The organism is Streptomyces lonarensis (genome assembly GCF_012033735.1).
In the GTDB taxonomy this organism is placed as follows: domain Bacteria; phylum Actinomycetota; class Actinomycetes; order Streptomycetales; family Streptomycetaceae; genus Streptomyces; species Streptomyces lonarensis.
In genome coordinates, this window is record NZ_JAAVJD010000135.1 from 1 (window position 1) to 15,248 (window position 15,248).

The following is a 15,248-nucleotide window of genomic DNA, read 5'->3' on the forward strand; positions in this document are numbered from 1 at the left end:
CGGAGGAACCGCATGCGGTCGCGGCCGGCGGGCCCGCGGCGCCGGGGGCCGTCCCGCAGCGGGCGCCGCCGGTCAAGGACGCCGCCGGTCAGGGGCGTCGCAGGGGAACGGGCGTCGCAGGGGCACGGGTGTCGACCGGGCGGCGTCAGCCGGGCGGCGCCACCCGCACCTCCACGCCGGCCGCGCGAAGCGCGTCACCGGCGGCGGGCGGCGGCGCCGCGTCGGTCACCAGGACGTCCACCGCGCCGAGACCGGCGAACGTCCGCAGCTGAGCGGTCCGCCACTTCGTCGCGTCGGCCACCAGCACCACCCGGCGCGCCGCGGCCAGCAGCCGCGCGTTGGTCGCCGCCTCCGCCAGATTGGGCGTGGTCAGCCCCGAGGCGACCCCCAGACCATGGGCACCCAGCACCAGCACGTCGACGTGGAACGCGGCCAGCGCGGCGTCGGCCACCGGGCCGACCAGCGCGTCCGACGGGGTACGCACCCCGCCGGTCAGCACCACCTCCGCCGGCCGGTCGCCCTCGTCGAGACCGTGGAACAGCTCCGCCACCGGCAGCGAGTTCGTCACCACCGTCAGCCCCGGCGCCGGCCCGACCGCGCGGGCCACCGCACGGACCGTCGTGCCCCCGCCGAACGCCACCGAACCGGCGCGCGGCAACAGCAGCGAGGCCGCCCGCCCGATGCGCCGCTTCTCCCCGGCACCGAGCGCGGCCTTCTCACGGAAGACGGGCTCGGCCTCGGTCGACGGCCCGGCCGGGACCGCGCCGCCGTGCACCTTCCGCAGCGAGCCCCGCCGCTCCAGGGCGTCGAGATCGCGCCGCACCGTCATCTCCGAGACACCGAACTCCGCGGTGAGCTCGCCGACCCGGACCCCGCCGTTGCGACGCAGCGCGGCGAGGATCAACGCCCTGCGCTGCCCCGCCAGGAGACCACCCGCGCCGCCCACCACCGACCTCCGCTCCCTGTGCGCCGGGCACTGGTGCCGGCCCGGTCCGGCCCGTCATCCTCGCACGCGCCGAAACGCCCGAAGGTGGGGATTGAGCCCCGCCCCCGCGGGACAGGGGAAGGGGAAGTGACGGGCGGTCAGCACCGGCCGCGATGCCGGCCGGTGCGACGAGGGGGCGGGACGATGACACCGCAGGCGGTACCCGGCCAACGCGACGGCTTCCCGGGCCCGGAGCCCAGACCGGCGATGGAACTGCTCGTCCACGGCGTCGGCGGCGCCACACCGCAGCAGATGCTCGGCGACGCCCGCGTCTGCCGGGTCACCGGCGACGCCACCGCCTCCGTCCACCGCCGCACCGACGACGCCGAGGACCGCCCCTGGGACGAACGGGACCCGCTGCGCGAGGCGTACAGCTGGTCGAACCTCACCTCGGGCAACGGCGCCCGCGCGCTGTGGCTGCTGCTCCTCCCGTTCATGATCGTCAACGTGACGCACTGGATGCGGCCGGCGGTACGCGGCCACGGCCGCACCCACCACCTCTACGACGCCCTCGTGCGGCTCATCGCGCTCTCCCTGACGATCCTCCTGGTGAGCGGCGCGTGCGTCGTCGCCCTGGACGCCCTCGCCTGGCAGTGCGGCTCCTCCGCCGCCTGCACCTCCCGCACCTCCTGGTTCTCCTTCGCCGCGGACGGCGGCTGGTGGAGCACCCCCGGCCGGCGGCTGGCGCTCGCGGCCCTCCTGCCCACCGCGCTCACCGCGCTGCTCTGGTGGCTCTCCCACCGCACCTGGAGCACCTACGAGTCGGCCTACCCGCCGGTGCGGGTCCGGCAGAGCGTCACCGAGCCGGCGCCGCTGTCGCTGCCGGGGTTCTGGTACGGCCGCCGACTCGTCAGCCGGCTCCGCGCCGCACACACCGCCGCCGGGCTCCTCACGGTCTGCGCCGCCCTGTTGTCCGCCGGCTGGGCCCACGACCACGGAACCGAGGGCGGCGCCGTGCTCGCCACCACCGGCACCGCCCTCGCGGCGGCCACCGCCGCCGGCGGCGCGGCCGTCCTCGTACTCGTCACCCGCTACGGCCGCAACGAGACCCAGATCGCCGACCCGCCGCCGCACCGCGCCGTCACCCTGCTGCCGGTCGCCTGCGCCGTGCTGCTCGCCGCCACGGCGGTCCACACCGCGTGGGAGCGGCCCGGCCAGACGGCGGACGGCGCCCTGCCGGGCACCGTCGTCTTCCCCGTCCTCACCGTCGCGCAGGGACTCATGATCGTCGGCCTCGCCGCCGCAGCTCTGCGGCTGCACCGGCTCGCACGCGACACCGACCGTACCGCCCTCGCCGGCCTGGGAGGGCCCGCGGTCGCCCTCCTCTCCTGCGCGCTCGCCGGCGCCCTGACGGGCGGGGCGACCCAGCGGTTCACCGACTGGCTCACCGCGGGGTCCGAGACCCTGCACGGCCCACCCGTGATGCTCAGCTGGCAGGCCGCCGCCATACCGTCCCTCATCGCGGTCGCCGCCCTGCTCGGGCTCGTCGCCGCGGTGCGCGTGCGCCGCGACCGCCGCCGCCTGGCCCCCACCGTCGCGGCCGCCTACCCCGGCGAGAGCACCCCGCCGGACGACCACCGCAGCGGTACCATCGCCTCCGCCCTCGCCCGGGCGCGCCTCACCGACTCCGCCCCCGCCGTCGTCGGCACCCTCGCCGCCGCGTCACTCCTGCTCGGGATCGTCGCGGTCCTCGGCACCTGGGGGACCGGCCTGACCCCCAGTGAGGCGGCGGCCGACGCACCGGCGCCACTGGCCGCGGTGGCCTCGCTCTCCGAGTCCCTCGGCTCCTGGATGCTCAGCGTCGCCGTCCTCGTCATGATCGCGATGGGCCGGCGCGCCTACCGCGACCGCGCCGCCCGCCGGACCATCGGCATCCTCTGGGACGTCGGCACCTTCTGGCCCCGCGCGGCGCACCCCTTCGCGCCGCCCTGCTACGCGGAACGCGCCGTGCCGGACCTCTCCTGGCGCATCGCCACCTGGATCGACGCCACCGGCGGCCGGGTCGTCCTCTCCGGCCACTCCCAGGGCAGCGTGCTGGCCGCCGCGGCCGTCTGGCAGCTCGACGCCCCGACCCGCAGCCGGGTCTCGCTCCTCACCCACGGCTCGCCGCTGGCGCGGCTCTACGGACGCTGGTTCCCCAAGTACTTCGGGCCGCACGCCCTGCGGCTGCTGCGGGAGGAGATCCCCTGCTGGCGCAACCTCTGGCGCGCCACCGACCCCATCGGCGGCCCGGTCGACGTCCCCGGCCGCGACGCCGACGACCGGCCCGTGGACCACGGGCCGCTCCTGGACCCGCTGCACTACGGCCGCAACCTGCGCAGCCCGCTCCCCGAACCGGTGCTCGGCCACGGCGACTACCCGCAGGACCCGGCCTACGACGAGGAACGCGCCCACCTCTGCCACACGCTGCGCGGCGAGAGCGACGCCGACGCCCCCACCGGCCGCCTGCCCCGCCGCCCGGGGGACCGGCACCGGCGGCACGGCACCGCCGAGCCGGCGGCCGGGAGCCCCGACACCCGGCCCGGTCCGGAGCCCGGGCCGCCGGCTGTCCGGAGTTGACCGGGCCGCCGGGGCGGGCCCCGGCCCGGTCCGGGCCGGCCGTGCGGCCGGCATCACCCGGCCGGGTTCGGCAGATCCTCCGGGTACAGCACGGACAGCTCCTCCGTGCTGGGGTCGGCCAGCTGCGCCACGCGTCCCGCGTGGCGCTCCACCATCGACTCGAACGTCTGGCGCGCGGTGCGGCCGTTGCCGAAGGCCGGGCCCCGTGGGATCGCGGCGAAGTGCTTCAGCAGCGCCTCCGTCGCGCCCTCACCGAGGCTGTACTCCTGGTCCGACGCCTGCTGCTCGATGATGGAGAGCAGCTCCTCGGCCGAGTAGTCCCCGAACGTGATGGTGCGCGAGAACCGCGACGCCACCCCCGGGTTGGTGTCGAGGAACCGCGACATCTCCTCGGTGTACCCGGCGACGATCACGACCACCTCGTCCCGGTGGTCCTCCATCAGCTTCACCAGGGTGTCGATGGCCTCCCGGCCGAAGTCGCGTCCGGCGTCGACGGGGGAGAGGGCGTACGCCTCGTCGATGAAGAGCACCCCGCCCCGCGCGCGGTCGAACGCCTCCTGGGTGCGCAGCGCCGTGGAACCGATGTGCTCCCCGACCAGGTCGACCCGCGACACCTCCACGAGGTGGCCGCGCTCCAGCACCTTCAACGACGCCAGGATCTCGCCGTAGAGCCGCGCCACCGTCGTCTTCCCCGTGCCGGGGGAGCCGGTGAAGACCAGGTGGCGGCGGACCGAGGCGGCCTTGAGCCCCGCCTTCTGCCGACGGCGCCCCACCTCGATCATGTCGATCAGGGCACGGACCTCGCGCTTGACCCCCACCAGCCCGACCAGCGAGTCCAGCTCCGCGAGCACCTCGTCGGCGGGGCGGCTCTCGGTGGCCGGCTCGGGCTCCTGCTCCGGCTTCGGCTTCGGCTTCGGCTCCGGCTTTCGCGCCGCGCGGGCGGGCGCGGTAATGCCCGCGGCGGCGCGGCCCTCCTCCGCCACGGCGCCGCCGGCCGCCACGGGGGCACCGCCCACCGCGGGCGGCGCGGCCGGCTGAGCCGGCACCACGGCCTCGACCGGTTCGTCGCCCCGGCAGTCGGTGCGCCGCGCGGCGCCCTCCGCGATCACGTAGCCGCCCCGGGCGCAGCGCTCCGCCCGGCACCGCTCCAGCGAGGTCGCGCACCCCTCCGTCACGTGGAAGCCGTAGCCGCGCCCGCCGGTGACCCGGGTGTTCACGAAGGTGCCCCGGCCCCCCGCCGACACGTACACCCCTGCCTCGGCGGGGGCGGTCACGGTGCACCCGCGTATCTCAGGGTCGGCGTCCTTGGAGACGATCACCCCGGTGGTGACGTCGTCGATGGTGCAGTCGGTGACCGAGCCGCCGGTCCCCGGATCGCGGAACCACACCCCGGTCGCTGCCTCGCGGACCCGGCACGCCTCCAGCCGTACCGCGGCGCCGCCGCTGACCGAGACGGCGGACCCGCGGACGCGGACGATCTCGCTGTCGACGACGTCGGCGCGGGAGCCGCGGTCCAGCACGAACACCGCGTCCGGCACGTCCTCGATGCGGGTGGCCTCCAGCACGGTGGTGGCGCCGTCGCTGACCCAGACCGCCGGATAGTCGCCGGTGGAGCCGCCTATGCGGCAGTGGTGGGCGTCGGCGTGCGTGCCCGGGTCCCAGGCGGAGACCCCGTTGCGCCCGAACCGCAGCACCTGCGAGCGGACCAGGGTCAGCACCGAGCGCGACCGCAGGTCGAGGGCGTTCTCCGGGATGTCGGTCACCTCGCTGTCGGAGAGCGAGAGCACCGCGTCCGTCTCCAGCGTCACGCCGTCACCGGTACTCCGCCGCACCACGCAGTCCGTCAGATGCGCGGTGGCGCGCTCCGAGAGGCGGACGCCGGCGCCGTTGACGCCGTCGAACCGGCACTCCGCCGCGTCCACCGCGCTTCCCTCGCCGGAGACCGCGAGCCCCGCGCCGTCCGCCCGCTCCACCCGGCAGCCGCTCAGCCGCAGGTGGGCGGGGCCCCGCACCGAGACGCCGGGCTGCCCGGTCGCGAGCAGCAGGCAGTCCTCGAAGATGCCGCCACCGCCGTCGGCGACGGCCACGCCGCCCCCGGCGGCGTTGTCCACCGTCAGGTCGCGCACGGTGGGCCGGGCGCCGCCCCGCACCTCCACGCCGACCGACGAGGAGGTGTGGATGCGCAGCCCCGTCAGCTCCGGGGTGCTCGCCTCGACCAGCACGGCCGGGGCGGTGATGTCCCGCCCCTCGACACGGAGCCGGGAGACCGACGCCGAGCCGCGCACCACCAGCGGCACCCCCTCGTCGGGGGCGATCCGGGCGGGGCCCTCCAGATCGGGGTCGGGACCGCGCACCGTCACCGCCTGGTCGATCACCAGGTTCTCGCGGTAGGTACCGGGAGCAAGGACCAGGACGTCGCCGTCCCCTGCGGCGGCCAGCGCCTCGGTGACGGTGGGGTAGACCGCGGTCCGGCGCCGCCAGCGCGAGGAACCGGTGTGTGTCACCTGGACGGAGACCTCTGCCATGGACCGTTGTGCCCCAAACTGCGCGCGCCGATAGGTACCGTCAGCAGCCGCGCGGCAGGCGGGGGGAGCGCGCGTGCTGGAGGAACACCGTAGCGCGCGCCGACGACACCGCACGACGCGAACGGGCCACAACCGCCACCCCCGCTGTCCCCACCGCCCCCACGGATCGGTCGCAGCCCCGACCCGCCGCCGCCCGACCGTCGACCGGGGTGCGGCAGTCCCCCGGGGCCGGAACGCGCCCGTGCATACCCGCAATTGCGTGAATCCTATCCTCGCATGGCCGCACTTTTGAGTGATTGCCCCGCTGTCAAGCGTGTCGCTACATTCGTCCACGCATGCCCCGTGAAGCGCAGTAGCGGCTTGCAGATTGGCGGTACTTTCCTATGGCGACCTCGGTCGAACCGGCATCCGAGAACTCCGCGGCCCAGCCGCAGCTGAGCCTGGCGACCGCGGCGGCGCGCAACCTTGCGACGACGACGAAGACCCCGCCGCAGATGCAGGGGATCTCCTCGCGGTGGCTGTTGAAGGTCCTTCCCTGGGTCCAGGTCTCCGGCGGAACCTTCCGCGTCAACCGGCGGTTGAGCCACACCCTCGGCAACGGCCGGGTCGAGTTCGTCTCCACCGGCTCCGAGGTCCGGGTGATCCCCGCGGAGCTGGGTGAACTCCCCGCCCTCGCCGGGTACGACGATGCCGAGGTGCTCCAGGAGCTCGCCAACGCGTGCGAGCAGCGGGACTTCTCCGCCGGGGAGGTCCTCGCCACGGCCGGCTCCGACGCCGACCGCGTCTACCTGATCGCCCACGGCAAGATCCGCGAGACCGCACCCGGCGCCTACGACAACGACACCCAGGTCCGGGTCCTCGGCGACGGCGACTTCTACGGCGACCACACCCTGGCGGAGGACGCCCCCGGTTCCTGGGAGCACTCGCTGACCGCCCTGACCAGCGGAACGGTGCTCAGCCTCAGCCGGGAGCGCTTCCAGGAGGTCGCCGGCCGCGCCGAGTCGCTCCGGGGCCACCTCGCCACGCGCCGCAGCGCCGTCCCGGGCCAGCGGAACGAGTCCGGCGAGGCCTCCATCGAGCTGGCCTCCGGCCACCAGGGCGAGCCCGCGCTGCCCGGCACCTTCGTGGACTACGAGACGGCGCCGCGCGAGTACGAGTTGAGCGTCGCCCAGACGGTGCTCCGCGTCCACTCCCGGGTCGCCGACCTCTACAACGAGCCCATGGACCAGGTGGGCGAGCAGGTGCGGCTCACGGTCGAGGCGCTGCGGGAGCGCCAGGAGCACGAGATGCTCAACAACCGCGACTTCGGCCTCCTCCACAACGCCGACCTGCGGCAGCGCATCCACACCCGCGCGGGCGCGCCGACCCCCGACGACCTCGACGAGCTGCTCGCCACCGTCTGGAAGGAGCCGAGCGTCCTGCTCGCGCACCCCCGGGCCATCGCCGCGTTCGGCCGCGAGTGCAGCAAGCGCGGTCTCTACCCGACAACCGTGGACCACGCCGGACACGCCGTCCCCTCCTGGCGCGGTGTGCCGCTGCTGCCCTGCGACAAGATCCCGGTCACCAGTGCCGGCACCACCTCCGTGCTCGCGATGCGCACCGGTGAGAACCAGGGCGTCGTCGGTCTCCACCGCACCGGAATTCCCGACGAGTACCAGCCGGGGCTCTCCGTCCGCTTCATGGGGATCAGCGACAAGGCCGTCATCTCCTACCTGGTGAGCGCCTATTACTCCGCGGCCGTTCTCGTCCCCGACGCCCTCGGCATTCTCGAGGACGTCGAAACGGGTCTGTAGGCACCCGCAGCCCACCGACCCGACAAAGACCGAAAGGCCACTCCTCCGATGACCGTCCAACCGCCCGCGCCGCCGGGCTCCCCGACCGTGCCCGCACAGGCCGGACCGGGGGCCGGCGCGGCCGCCGCGCCACCACCGCCCAGCAGCCTGCAGGTCGCCGCCGCCCGGAACCTCTCCTCCACCACCAAGACCGAGCCGCAGATGCAGGGCGTCACGCCCCGCTGGTTGCTCAGCGTCCTGCCCTGGACCCAGGTCTCCGGTGGCACCTACCGGGTCAACCGCCGCCTCGCCCACACCCTGGGCACCGGCCGCGTGGAGTTCGCCGCGGAGGGCGGCGACTACCGGGTGATCCCCGCACAGCTCACCGAGTTGCCGCCGCTCGCCGGGCTGGCCGACGAGGAGGCGCTGCGCGCCCTCGCGGACGGCTGCCGCCAGCGGGAGTACGCCCCGGGGGACACCCTCGCCGGGGACGGCACCGCGGTCGAGGAGGTGCTGCTCCTCGCCCACGGCAAGGCGGCCCGCCTCACCGCCGGCGAGTACGGCGCCGAGACGCACCTCGGGGTCCTCGCCGACGGCGACTTCGCCGGGGAGCACGCGCTCGCCGAGGACAACGACTGGCCCTGCGAGCTCCGGGCGCTCACCCGCTGCACGGTCCTCGCTCTGCCGCTGTCGGTCGTCCGGAGCGTCGCCGGGCGCTCCCCGGCGCTCCGGGACCGGCTCGCCGCCCACCTGCGGGAGCTGGCCGCGCCGCGGAACCGCCGTGGCGAGGCGGACGTGGCCGTGGCCTCCGGCCACCACGGGGAGCCGGACCTCCCCGGCACCTTCGTGGACTACGAGACCTCACCGCGCGAGTACGAGCTGAGCGTCGCCCAGACCGTGCTCCGCGTCCACACCCGGGTCGCCGACCTCTACAACGAGCCCATGGACCAGGTCGCCCAGCAGGTGCGGCTCACCGTCGAGGCCCTGCGGGAGCGCCAGGAGCACGAGCTGGTCAACAACCGCGAGTTCGGCCTGCTCCACAACGTCGATCCCCGGCAGCGGCTCCACGCGGGCAGCGGTCCGCCGACCCCGGACGACCTCGACCGGCTGCTGGCGAGGCGCCGCAAGACCCAGTACCTGCTGGCCCACCCCCGGGCCATCGCCGCCATCGGCCGTGAGTGCAGCAGCCGCGGGCTGATGCCTCCCAGCGGCGAACTGGACGGCCGCCCCGTCCGTACCTGGCGCGGCGTGCCGCTGCTGCCCTGCGACAAGATCCCCGTCACCCGCGCGGGCACCACCTCGGTGCTGGCGATGCGGACCGGCGAGGAGAACCAGGGCGTGGTCGGCCTGCACCAGCGCGGCATCCCCGAGGAGATCGAGCCGAGCCTCAACGTGCGGTTCATGGGCATCAACGACCAGGCCGTGATGTCGTACCTGGTCAGCCTCTACTTCTCCGCGGCCGTTCTCGTTCCCGACGCTCTGGGCGTGCTGGAGGACGTGGAGGTCTGACCCCGCTCCGGCCCGCGCCGGAGCGCCGCCTCAGTAGTTCGAGCCGGGGTACTGGTAGGGCTGCTGGGGTGTGTAGGGATCGGGGTAGGCGGTCGGCCGGGGCATCTGCCCCTGCTGGCCGCCGCTCTGGTGGTGCCCGTGCTGCTGCTGCGGCGCCGGGTACGACGACGGCGCCGGCTGGCGCTGCTGCTGGGCCGCCGGGTAGCCGTGCTGCTGCCCGGCCTGCTGCTGCCCGTAGGCGGGACGCGGCTGCTGCGGGGCGCCACCGTAGGACGGCTGCTGCGGCTGCTGCGGGGCGGCGGGCGGGGTGAACGCCTGCGGCGCCGGCGAGAAGGCCTGCGGGGCAGGTGTGAACGCCTGCGGTGCGGGGGAGAAGGCCTGGGGCGCGGGGGAGAACTGCTGACGGGAGGGCGCCGGCGCCGGGTAGGAGACCTGCGCGGCGGGCCGCATCGCGTGGCCCGGGTACTGCTGGCCCCCGGAGGAGCCGGACGGGAGGGCGGGCAGCGCCGCGGGCAGCGCGGCCTGTGCCGGCATCGGCTGGGGATGCGGAGAGGGGAACGCCGAGGGCGCGGGCAGCGCCTGCGGACCGGGTTCGTACGCGGACGGGACCCGGATCGGGGCTATCTGCGGGGTCCCCCGCTCGGCCACCAGGCTGTCGTAGATCGGGGTGTCCTGGAAGGGTGACGAGTAGGAGCCGCCGTAGGACGAGCGCGGGGAGGTCATGTGACATAAGGTAAGCCCACGATGCACCCGATGGGGAGTGCGAGCCGATGGTCATTTCCGGTGGTCGCGCTCACCCACCGCGAGGCGTGCGGCACATCTCCCGGTATGCCCGAACTGCCGCCCCGTTTCAGCAAGATTGACGTCAGATCACCGGCGTTTCCGGTGAGGCGTATCACCCCGTTCTGTCCGGTTGCGTCATGCGCTTTCAGCCAAACTGGCGCGCCTTCGACGCTCCGCCCGCGACCCCGCCCGCCCGTCCCGCGCGGCGCCGCCGCGCCCCGGACGGGGGAGCACGGAGCCCCGACTGCACGGTGCCACCGCTCGGCGTCCGCCCCGACGGGCCCCGTACCCTGAGCAGGTGAGAATCGCGCTCATCGACTCGGGTCTCGGTCAGCTCCCCGCCGCCGCCGCGCTGCGGCGGCTGCGTCCCGACGCCTCGCTCGTCCTGTCGGCCGACCCCGAGGGGATGCCCTGGGGGCCGCGCACCCCGGAGGACATCACCCGCCGGGCGCTCGCCTGCGCCCGCGCAGCCGCCCGGACCGGCCCCGACGCGCTGGTCGTCGCCTGCAACACCGCCTCCGTCCACGCGCTGGAGGCGCTGCGCGCCGAACTCGAACCCGGGGTGCCGGTCGTCGGCACCGTGCCGGCCGTCAAGCCGGCGGCCGCCGGTGGCGGCCCCGTGGCGGTGTGGGCCACGCCCGCCACCACCGGCAGCGGGTACCAGCGGCGCCTGATCGACCGGTTCGCCGCGGGGGTCGACACCACCGAGGTGCCCTGCCACGGCCTCGCCGACGCCGTCGAACAGGCCGACCCCGGGGCCGTCGCCCGCGCGGTCAAGGCCGCCGCGGCGCTGACCCCCACCGACGTCACCGACGTGGTCCTCGGCTGCACCCACTACGAGCTGGTCGGCGAACGCATCCGCGAGGAGCTCGCCGTCCAGGGCGGGGCCCCCGCGGTGCGCCTGCACGGCTCGGCCTCGGCCGTCGCCCACCAGGTGCTGCGGCGACTGGGCGTCGACCCCGCCCCGGAGGCCGAGCCCGGCCCCGACCCCGTCTTCCTCGCCTCGGGACACCCCGCGCCGCCGCCCGCAGCCCTCCTCGGCTACCGGGAGGGGCGCGGCCTGGTCCGCCCCGACCCCGTCGCCTGACAGCCCGCGCCCGATCTCCGAGGAGCGAGATGCCGACCCCCCGCTTCATCCGCGACCTGCGCCGCAGCATCGGACACGAGCTGCTGTTCCTGCCCGGCGTCAGCGCCGTCGTCTTCGACGGGGACGGGCGCGTGCTCCTCGGCCGCCGGGCCGACAACGGCCGGTGGTCGGTGATCGCCGGCATCCCGGAACCCGGTGAGCAGCCGGCCGAGACGGCGGTCCGCGAGGTGCTGGAGGAGACCGCCGTGCACTGCGAGCCCGAGCACGTGGTGCTGGTCGAGACGCTCGACCCGGTGCGGTACCCCAACGGCGACCGCTGCCAGTTCGTCGATGTGACGCTGCGGTGCCGGGCCACCGGCGGCGAGGCCCGCGTCAACGACGACGAGTCGCTGGAGGTGGGCTGGTTCGCGCTCGACGCGCTCCCGCCGGGCCTGCCGGGGCACGCGCTGCGCCGCATCTCGCTGGCGGCCGGCGGCGGTCCGGCGTGGTTCCGCCCCCACGACGAGGACGCCGCCGCGCTCGCGGCCGCCACGGGAGAGGGCCCCGCCGACCCGTCGGCGGACGCGCCCGTCGGCGCCTGACCCCCGGCCCCGGGCCGCGGGAGGGGTCAGGCGGCGCTCCCGGTCGGCCCGGGGCCGCGCTACAGCTTGCGGTAGGTGTAGGCGTCCTCGGCCGCCCGCACGACGTCCGCCAGCGGGGCGCCCGCACCGGCCGAGACCACCGCGGCCACGGCACCCTCCAGGAACGGCGCGTCCACCAGCCGCGCCCCGGGCGGGAGCGTGGAATCGCCGTTGGACCCGGTCCGACCGTCGTCCCCGCCCGCGGGGTCGTCCGCCTCGTCGGCGACCAGCGCCCGCACGGTCAGCACGGCGCTGCCCAGGTCCGCGACCACCACCACCCCGGAGCCCCGGTCGACCCGGCGGGCCGCCTCGACGATCAGCTCCGAGCTGGTTCCGATCCCGCCGTCGCCCGCCCCGCCGGCGGCCGCGACCAGCCGCCCGCCGGTACCGCCGCCGAGGGCCACCGCCAGCCGGGCCACGGCGTCCGCCACGTCGCGGCTGTGGGACACGAGGACGACGCCGACCGGACCGCTGCCGGTGGGCTCACTCATCGGCCGCCTCCCAGGTCCGCTCCAGCGCCGAGACCAGCAGCAGCGAGGAGGCCGCCCCCGGGTCCTCGTGGCCGATGCTGCGGTCGCCCAGGTAGCTCGCCCGCCCGCGCCGGGCCCGCAGCGGCACCGTCCCCACCGCACCCTCGGCGGCAGCCCGCCGCGCTGCGGTGAACGACTCCGGCAGCGCCCGCACGGCCGGCAGCAGCGCGTCCAGCATCGTCTTGTCGCCCTCCGCGGCACCGCCGAGGGCGGTCACCGCCTCCACACCCGCCGCCATCGCACGGGCCAGGTCGTCGCGGGAGACCGTCGCGGCGTCCCCCAGCTCCTTGCCGGTGCGCCGCAGCAGCGTCCCGTACAGCGGGCCGGACGCACCGCCCACCTTGGAGACCAGGGTGCGGCCCGCCAGCCCGAGCGCCGCGCCCGGCGACGGTGGCGGCTTCTCCGCCAGCGCCGCGGTCACCGCGGTGAAGCCGCGCCGCAGGTTGCTGCCGTGGTCCGCGTCGCCGATGGCGGAGTCCAGCTCCGTCAGCCGGTCCGCCTCCCGGTCCACCGCCGCCGCGGTCTCCGTCAACCACCGCACGAAGAAGCCGGTGTCCAGTTCCGCCACTCGTCCGCTCCCGTCCACCACCGTCGACCCTGATGTACTGACTGCCCCGCCGTGACCGGCCCGGTCCGGCCGCTCCGCCCCGCTGCGCGGGCGGTGCGGTGCGGCTCAACGGCCCCAGCGCAGCGCCGCTGTGCTCACCGGCGCGTCCCAGAGCCGCAGCAGCTCCTCGTCCGCCTCGCACAGCGTCACCGAGCAGCCGGCCATGTCCAACGACGTCACGTAGTTCCCGACGAGCGTACGGGCGACCACCGCGCCCCGCTCGGCGAGCACCCGCTGCACCTCGGCGTTGAAGCCGTACAGCTCCAGCAGCGGGGTGGCGCCCATGCCGTTGACCAGCGCCAGGAACGGCCGGCCGGTCGGCGGCCCGCCGAGGTCCTCCAGCAGGGCGTCGACCGTCACCTCCGCGATCTCGGCGGCGGTCATCATCGCCCGGCGCTCCCTGCCGGGTTCGCCGTGGATGCCGATGCCGAGTTCGAGCTCCCCGGTCGGCAGGTCGAAGGTCGGCCCGCCCTTGGCCGGCGTGGAGCACGGGCCCAGCGCGACGCCGTAGCTGCGGCAGGCCTCCGCGACACGGCGGGCCAGCGCCTCCACCGTCTCCAGCGGCGCGCCCTGCTCGGCCGCCGCGCCCGCGAGCTTCTCCACGAACAGCGTGCCGCCGGTGCCCCGGCGCCCGGCGGTGAACAGGCTGTCGGTCACCGCGACGTCGTCCTCCACCAGCACCCGGGCCGCGCGCACCCCCTCGTCCTCCGCCAGCTCCATCGCCATGTCGAAGTTCAGGACGTCGCCGGTGTAGTTCTTGACGACGAAGAGCACCCCGGCACCGCTGTCCGTCGCGGTCGCCGCGCGGAACGCCTGGTCCGGGACGGGGGAGGTGAACACCTCGCCCGGGCAAGCCGCGTCCAGCATCCCGTGTCCCACGAAGCCGGCGTGCAGCGGCTCGTGCCCCGACCCGCCGCCCGACACCAACGCCACCTTGCCCGACACGGGCGCGTCCCGGCGGACCACCATCCGGTTCTCGACGTCCACCACCAGCTCCGGGTGGGCCGCGGCCATGCCGCGCAGCGCGTCCGCCACGACCCGTTCCGGTGCGTTGATCAGCATTTTCATCGGTACCTCCCGAAGTGACTCACAGCGTAGCCCTGGCGCCGGGTCGCTGCAGGTCAACGCGGCGCCGTCCCCACGGCCCGGAGCGCGGCACCGTGTCCGCCCGGCTCCGCCCACTCCAGACTCCCCCGCCTGCCTGCCGACGACACCCGCGCACCGGCCCGGCTCCGCCGCGCGGGCGGGTCGACCGTCGTCAAGAACCACACGGGCCGGTCGCTGACCTTCGACATGGTGGTCGGCGGCCACGGCCCTGGGATGAGCTGCCCCGCGGTGACGCCCGCGCGCCGCACCGACTCCGCCGCGCCGCGCCCGCACGAGGCGGGGGCGGGGGCGCCACGGAACGGTCCCGGGCCTAGGGTGTGACCGCGGCGGGGGAGAGCGGAAAGCCGGTGACCGGGGAGGGACCGATGGGCCAGGCACGGCACATGACGGACGGTGAGGTTCCCAGACTGCGGCTCGACGAGCTCCTGTCGGAGCTGGAGTCGCGCATCGAGGCGGTGCGCGGCACCCGGGACCGGGTGCACGACCTGCTGGAGGCGGTTCTCTCCGTCGGCCGGGAGCTGGATCTGCCCCAGGTGCTGCGCCGCATCGTGGAGGCGGCCGTGGCGCTGGTGGACGCCGAGTACGGCGCCCTCGGCGTCATCGGCGAGCACGAGCGCCTCGCGCAGTTCCTGCACGTGGGGGTGACAGCCGAGCAGAGCGCCGAGATAGGGGACCTCCCCAGCGGCGACGGCATCCTCGGGGAGCTCATCCGCAACCCGACCCCGCTGCGGATCGCCGACCTCGCCGACCACCCCTCCTCCTCGGGGTTCCCGCCCGGGCACCCGCCGATGCGCTCCTTCCTCGGCGTGCCCATACGGGTCGGCGACACCGTGTTCGGCAACCTCTACCTCACCGAGAAGCGCAACGCCGCCGCCTTCGACACCGAGGACGAGACGGTGCTCGCGACGCTCGCGATGGCGGCCGGCGTCGCCATCGAGAAGGCCCGGCTCTACGACGAGGCGCAGCGCCGCGAGCGGTGGTTGGCGGCCAGCGCCGAGGTCACCAGCAGCCTCCTCTCGGGCGCGCCGCACGCGCGCGTCCTGGAACTGGTGCTGGAGCGGGCGCGCTCGCTGGCGGACGCCTCGCTGGGGCTGCTGGTGGTGCCCGGCGGCGCCGCCCAGCCCGGCGCCGCGGGTGGCGCCGAGGGCGGCGGGGGCCGGGTCC

The 15,248-nt window shown here is 75.7% G+C and carries 12 protein-coding genes; 6 read left to right on the forward strand and 6 right to left on the reverse strand.

Annotated elements, in window-relative coordinates; translation table 11 throughout:
* Positions 1-145: 145 nt before the first annotated feature.
* Positions 146-949, reverse strand: a complete 804-nt coding sequence (locus HCN56_RS16535) for a DeoR/GlpR family DNA-binding transcription regulator (protein ID WP_312871266.1) — start codon at positions 947-949, stop codon at positions 146-148.
* A 180-nt stretch (positions 950-1,129) separates the two neighbouring features.
* On the opposite strand from HCN56_RS16535, the gene HCN56_RS16540 reads away from it, so the two are divergent.
* Positions 1,130-3,544 carry a hypothetical protein gene (locus HCN56_RS16540; protein ID WP_167971900.1) on the forward strand — a complete coding sequence of 805 codons (2,415 nt, stop codon included), beginning with the start codon at positions 1,130-1,132 and terminating at the stop codon, positions 3,542-3,544.
* 53 nt (positions 3,545-3,597) lie between these two features.
* On the opposite strand, the gene HCN56_RS16545 is transcribed toward HCN56_RS16540, so the two are convergent.
* Positions 3,598-6,069 carry a right-handed parallel beta-helix repeat-containing protein gene (locus HCN56_RS16545; protein WP_167971902.1) on the reverse strand — a complete coding sequence of 824 codons (2,472 nt, stop codon included), beginning with the start codon at positions 6,067-6,069 and terminating at the stop codon, positions 3,598-3,600.
* Between the two features lie 383 nt (positions 6,070-6,452).
* Here HCN56_RS16545 and HCN56_RS16550 point away from each other — a divergent pair, with 383 nt between their 5' ends.
* Together HCN56_RS16550 and HCN56_RS16555 are read left to right on the forward strand one after the other, a co-directional pair.
* Complete coding sequence (locus tag HCN56_RS16550) at positions 6,453-7,862, forward strand: family 2B encapsulin nanocompartment shell protein (protein ID WP_167971904.1); 1,410 nt, start codon at positions 6,453-6,455, stop codon at positions 7,860-7,862.
* Between the two features lie 48 nt (positions 7,863-7,910).
* Positions 7,911-9,350, forward strand: coding sequence for a family 2B encapsulin nanocompartment shell protein (locus HCN56_RS16555; protein ID WP_167971906.1), 1,440 nt, complete (start codon positions 7,911-7,913; stop codon positions 9,348-9,350).
* A 30-nt stretch (positions 9,351-9,380) separates the two neighbouring features.
* Here HCN56_RS16555 and HCN56_RS16560 read toward each other — a convergent pair whose 3' ends face one another.
* Positions 9,381-10,073: a DUF6643 family protein gene (locus HCN56_RS16560; protein ID WP_167971908.1), complete on the reverse strand. Its 693-nt coding sequence runs from the start codon at positions 10,071-10,073 to the stop codon at positions 9,381-9,383.
* A 358-nt stretch (positions 10,074-10,431) separates the two neighbouring features.
* On the opposite strand from HCN56_RS16560, the gene HCN56_RS16565 reads away from it, so the two are divergent.
* Positions 10,432-11,220 carry a glutamate racemase gene (locus tag HCN56_RS16565; protein ID WP_167971910.1) on the forward strand — a complete coding sequence of 263 codons (789 nt, stop codon included), beginning with the start codon at positions 10,432-10,434 and terminating at the stop codon, positions 11,218-11,220.
* Positions 11,221-11,249: 29 nt separating this feature from the next.
* Positions 11,250-11,801: an NUDIX hydrolase gene (locus HCN56_RS16570; RefSeq protein WP_167971912.1), complete on the forward strand. Its 552-nt coding sequence runs from the start codon at positions 11,250-11,252 to the stop codon at positions 11,799-11,801.
* Positions 11,802-11,860: 59 nt separating this feature from the next.
* On the opposite strand, the gene HCN56_RS16575 is transcribed toward HCN56_RS16570, so the two are convergent.
* The 3 genes from HCN56_RS16575 to dhaK all read right to left on the reverse strand — a co-directional run bounded on the left by HCN56_RS16575 (position 11,861) and on the right by dhaK (position 14,045).
* A complete protein-coding gene (locus HCN56_RS16575) occupies positions 11,861-12,331 on the reverse strand; it encodes a PTS-dependent dihydroxyacetone kinase phosphotransferase subunit DhaM (RefSeq protein ID WP_167971914.1) in 471 nt (156 codons plus the stop codon).
* Complete coding sequence (dhaL, locus tag HCN56_RS16580; protein WP_167971915.1) at positions 12,324-12,938, reverse strand: dihydroxyacetone kinase subunit DhaL; 615 nt, start codon at positions 12,936-12,938, stop codon at positions 12,324-12,326. The genes HCN56_RS16575 and dhaL overlap by 8 nt, the downstream gene beginning before the upstream one ends.
* 105 nt (positions 12,939-13,043) lie before the next feature.
* Complete coding sequence (dhaK, locus tag HCN56_RS16585; protein WP_167971917.1) at positions 13,044-14,045, reverse strand: dihydroxyacetone kinase subunit DhaK; 1,002 nt, start codon at positions 14,043-14,045, stop codon at positions 13,044-13,046.
* A 404-nt stretch (positions 14,046-14,449) separates the two neighbouring features.
* Between dhaK and HCN56_RS16590 the strand changes: the two genes are divergently transcribed.
* A partial coding sequence (locus tag HCN56_RS16590; RefSeq protein ID WP_167971919.1) for a GAF domain-containing protein occupies positions 14,450-15,248 on the forward strand: 799 nt, incomplete at its 3' end.

Coding starts and splice junctions, on each gene's coding strand:
- HCN56_RS16540 (WP_167971900.1), top strand. CDS start 1,130: ATGACACCGCAGGCGGTACCCGGCCAACGCGACGGCTTCCCGGGCCCG.
- HCN56_RS16545 (WP_167971902.1), bottom strand. CDS start 6,069: ATGGCAGAGGTCTCCGTCCAGGTGACACACACCGGTTCCTCGCGCTGG.
- HCN56_RS16550 (WP_167971904.1), top strand. CDS start 6,453: ATGGCGACCTCGGTCGAACCGGCATCCGAGAACTCCGCGGCCCAGCCG.
- HCN56_RS16555 (WP_167971906.1), top strand. CDS start 7,911: ATGACCGTCCAACCGCCCGCGCCGCCGGGCTCCCCGACCGTGCCCGCA.
- HCN56_RS16560 (WP_167971908.1), bottom strand. CDS start 10,073: ATGACCTCCCCGCGCTCGTCCTACGGCGGCTCCTACTCGTCACCCTTC.
- HCN56_RS16570 (WP_167971912.1), top strand. CDS start 11,250: ATGCCGACCCCCCGCTTCATCCGCGACCTGCGCCGCAGCATCGGACAC.
- HCN56_RS16575 (WP_167971914.1), bottom strand. CDS start 12,331: ATGAGTGAGCCCACCGGCAGCGGTCCGGTCGGCGTCGTCCTCGTGTCC.
- dhaK (WP_167971917.1), bottom strand. CDS start 14,045: ATGAAAATGCTGATCAACGCACCGGAACGGGTCGTGGCGGACGCGCTG.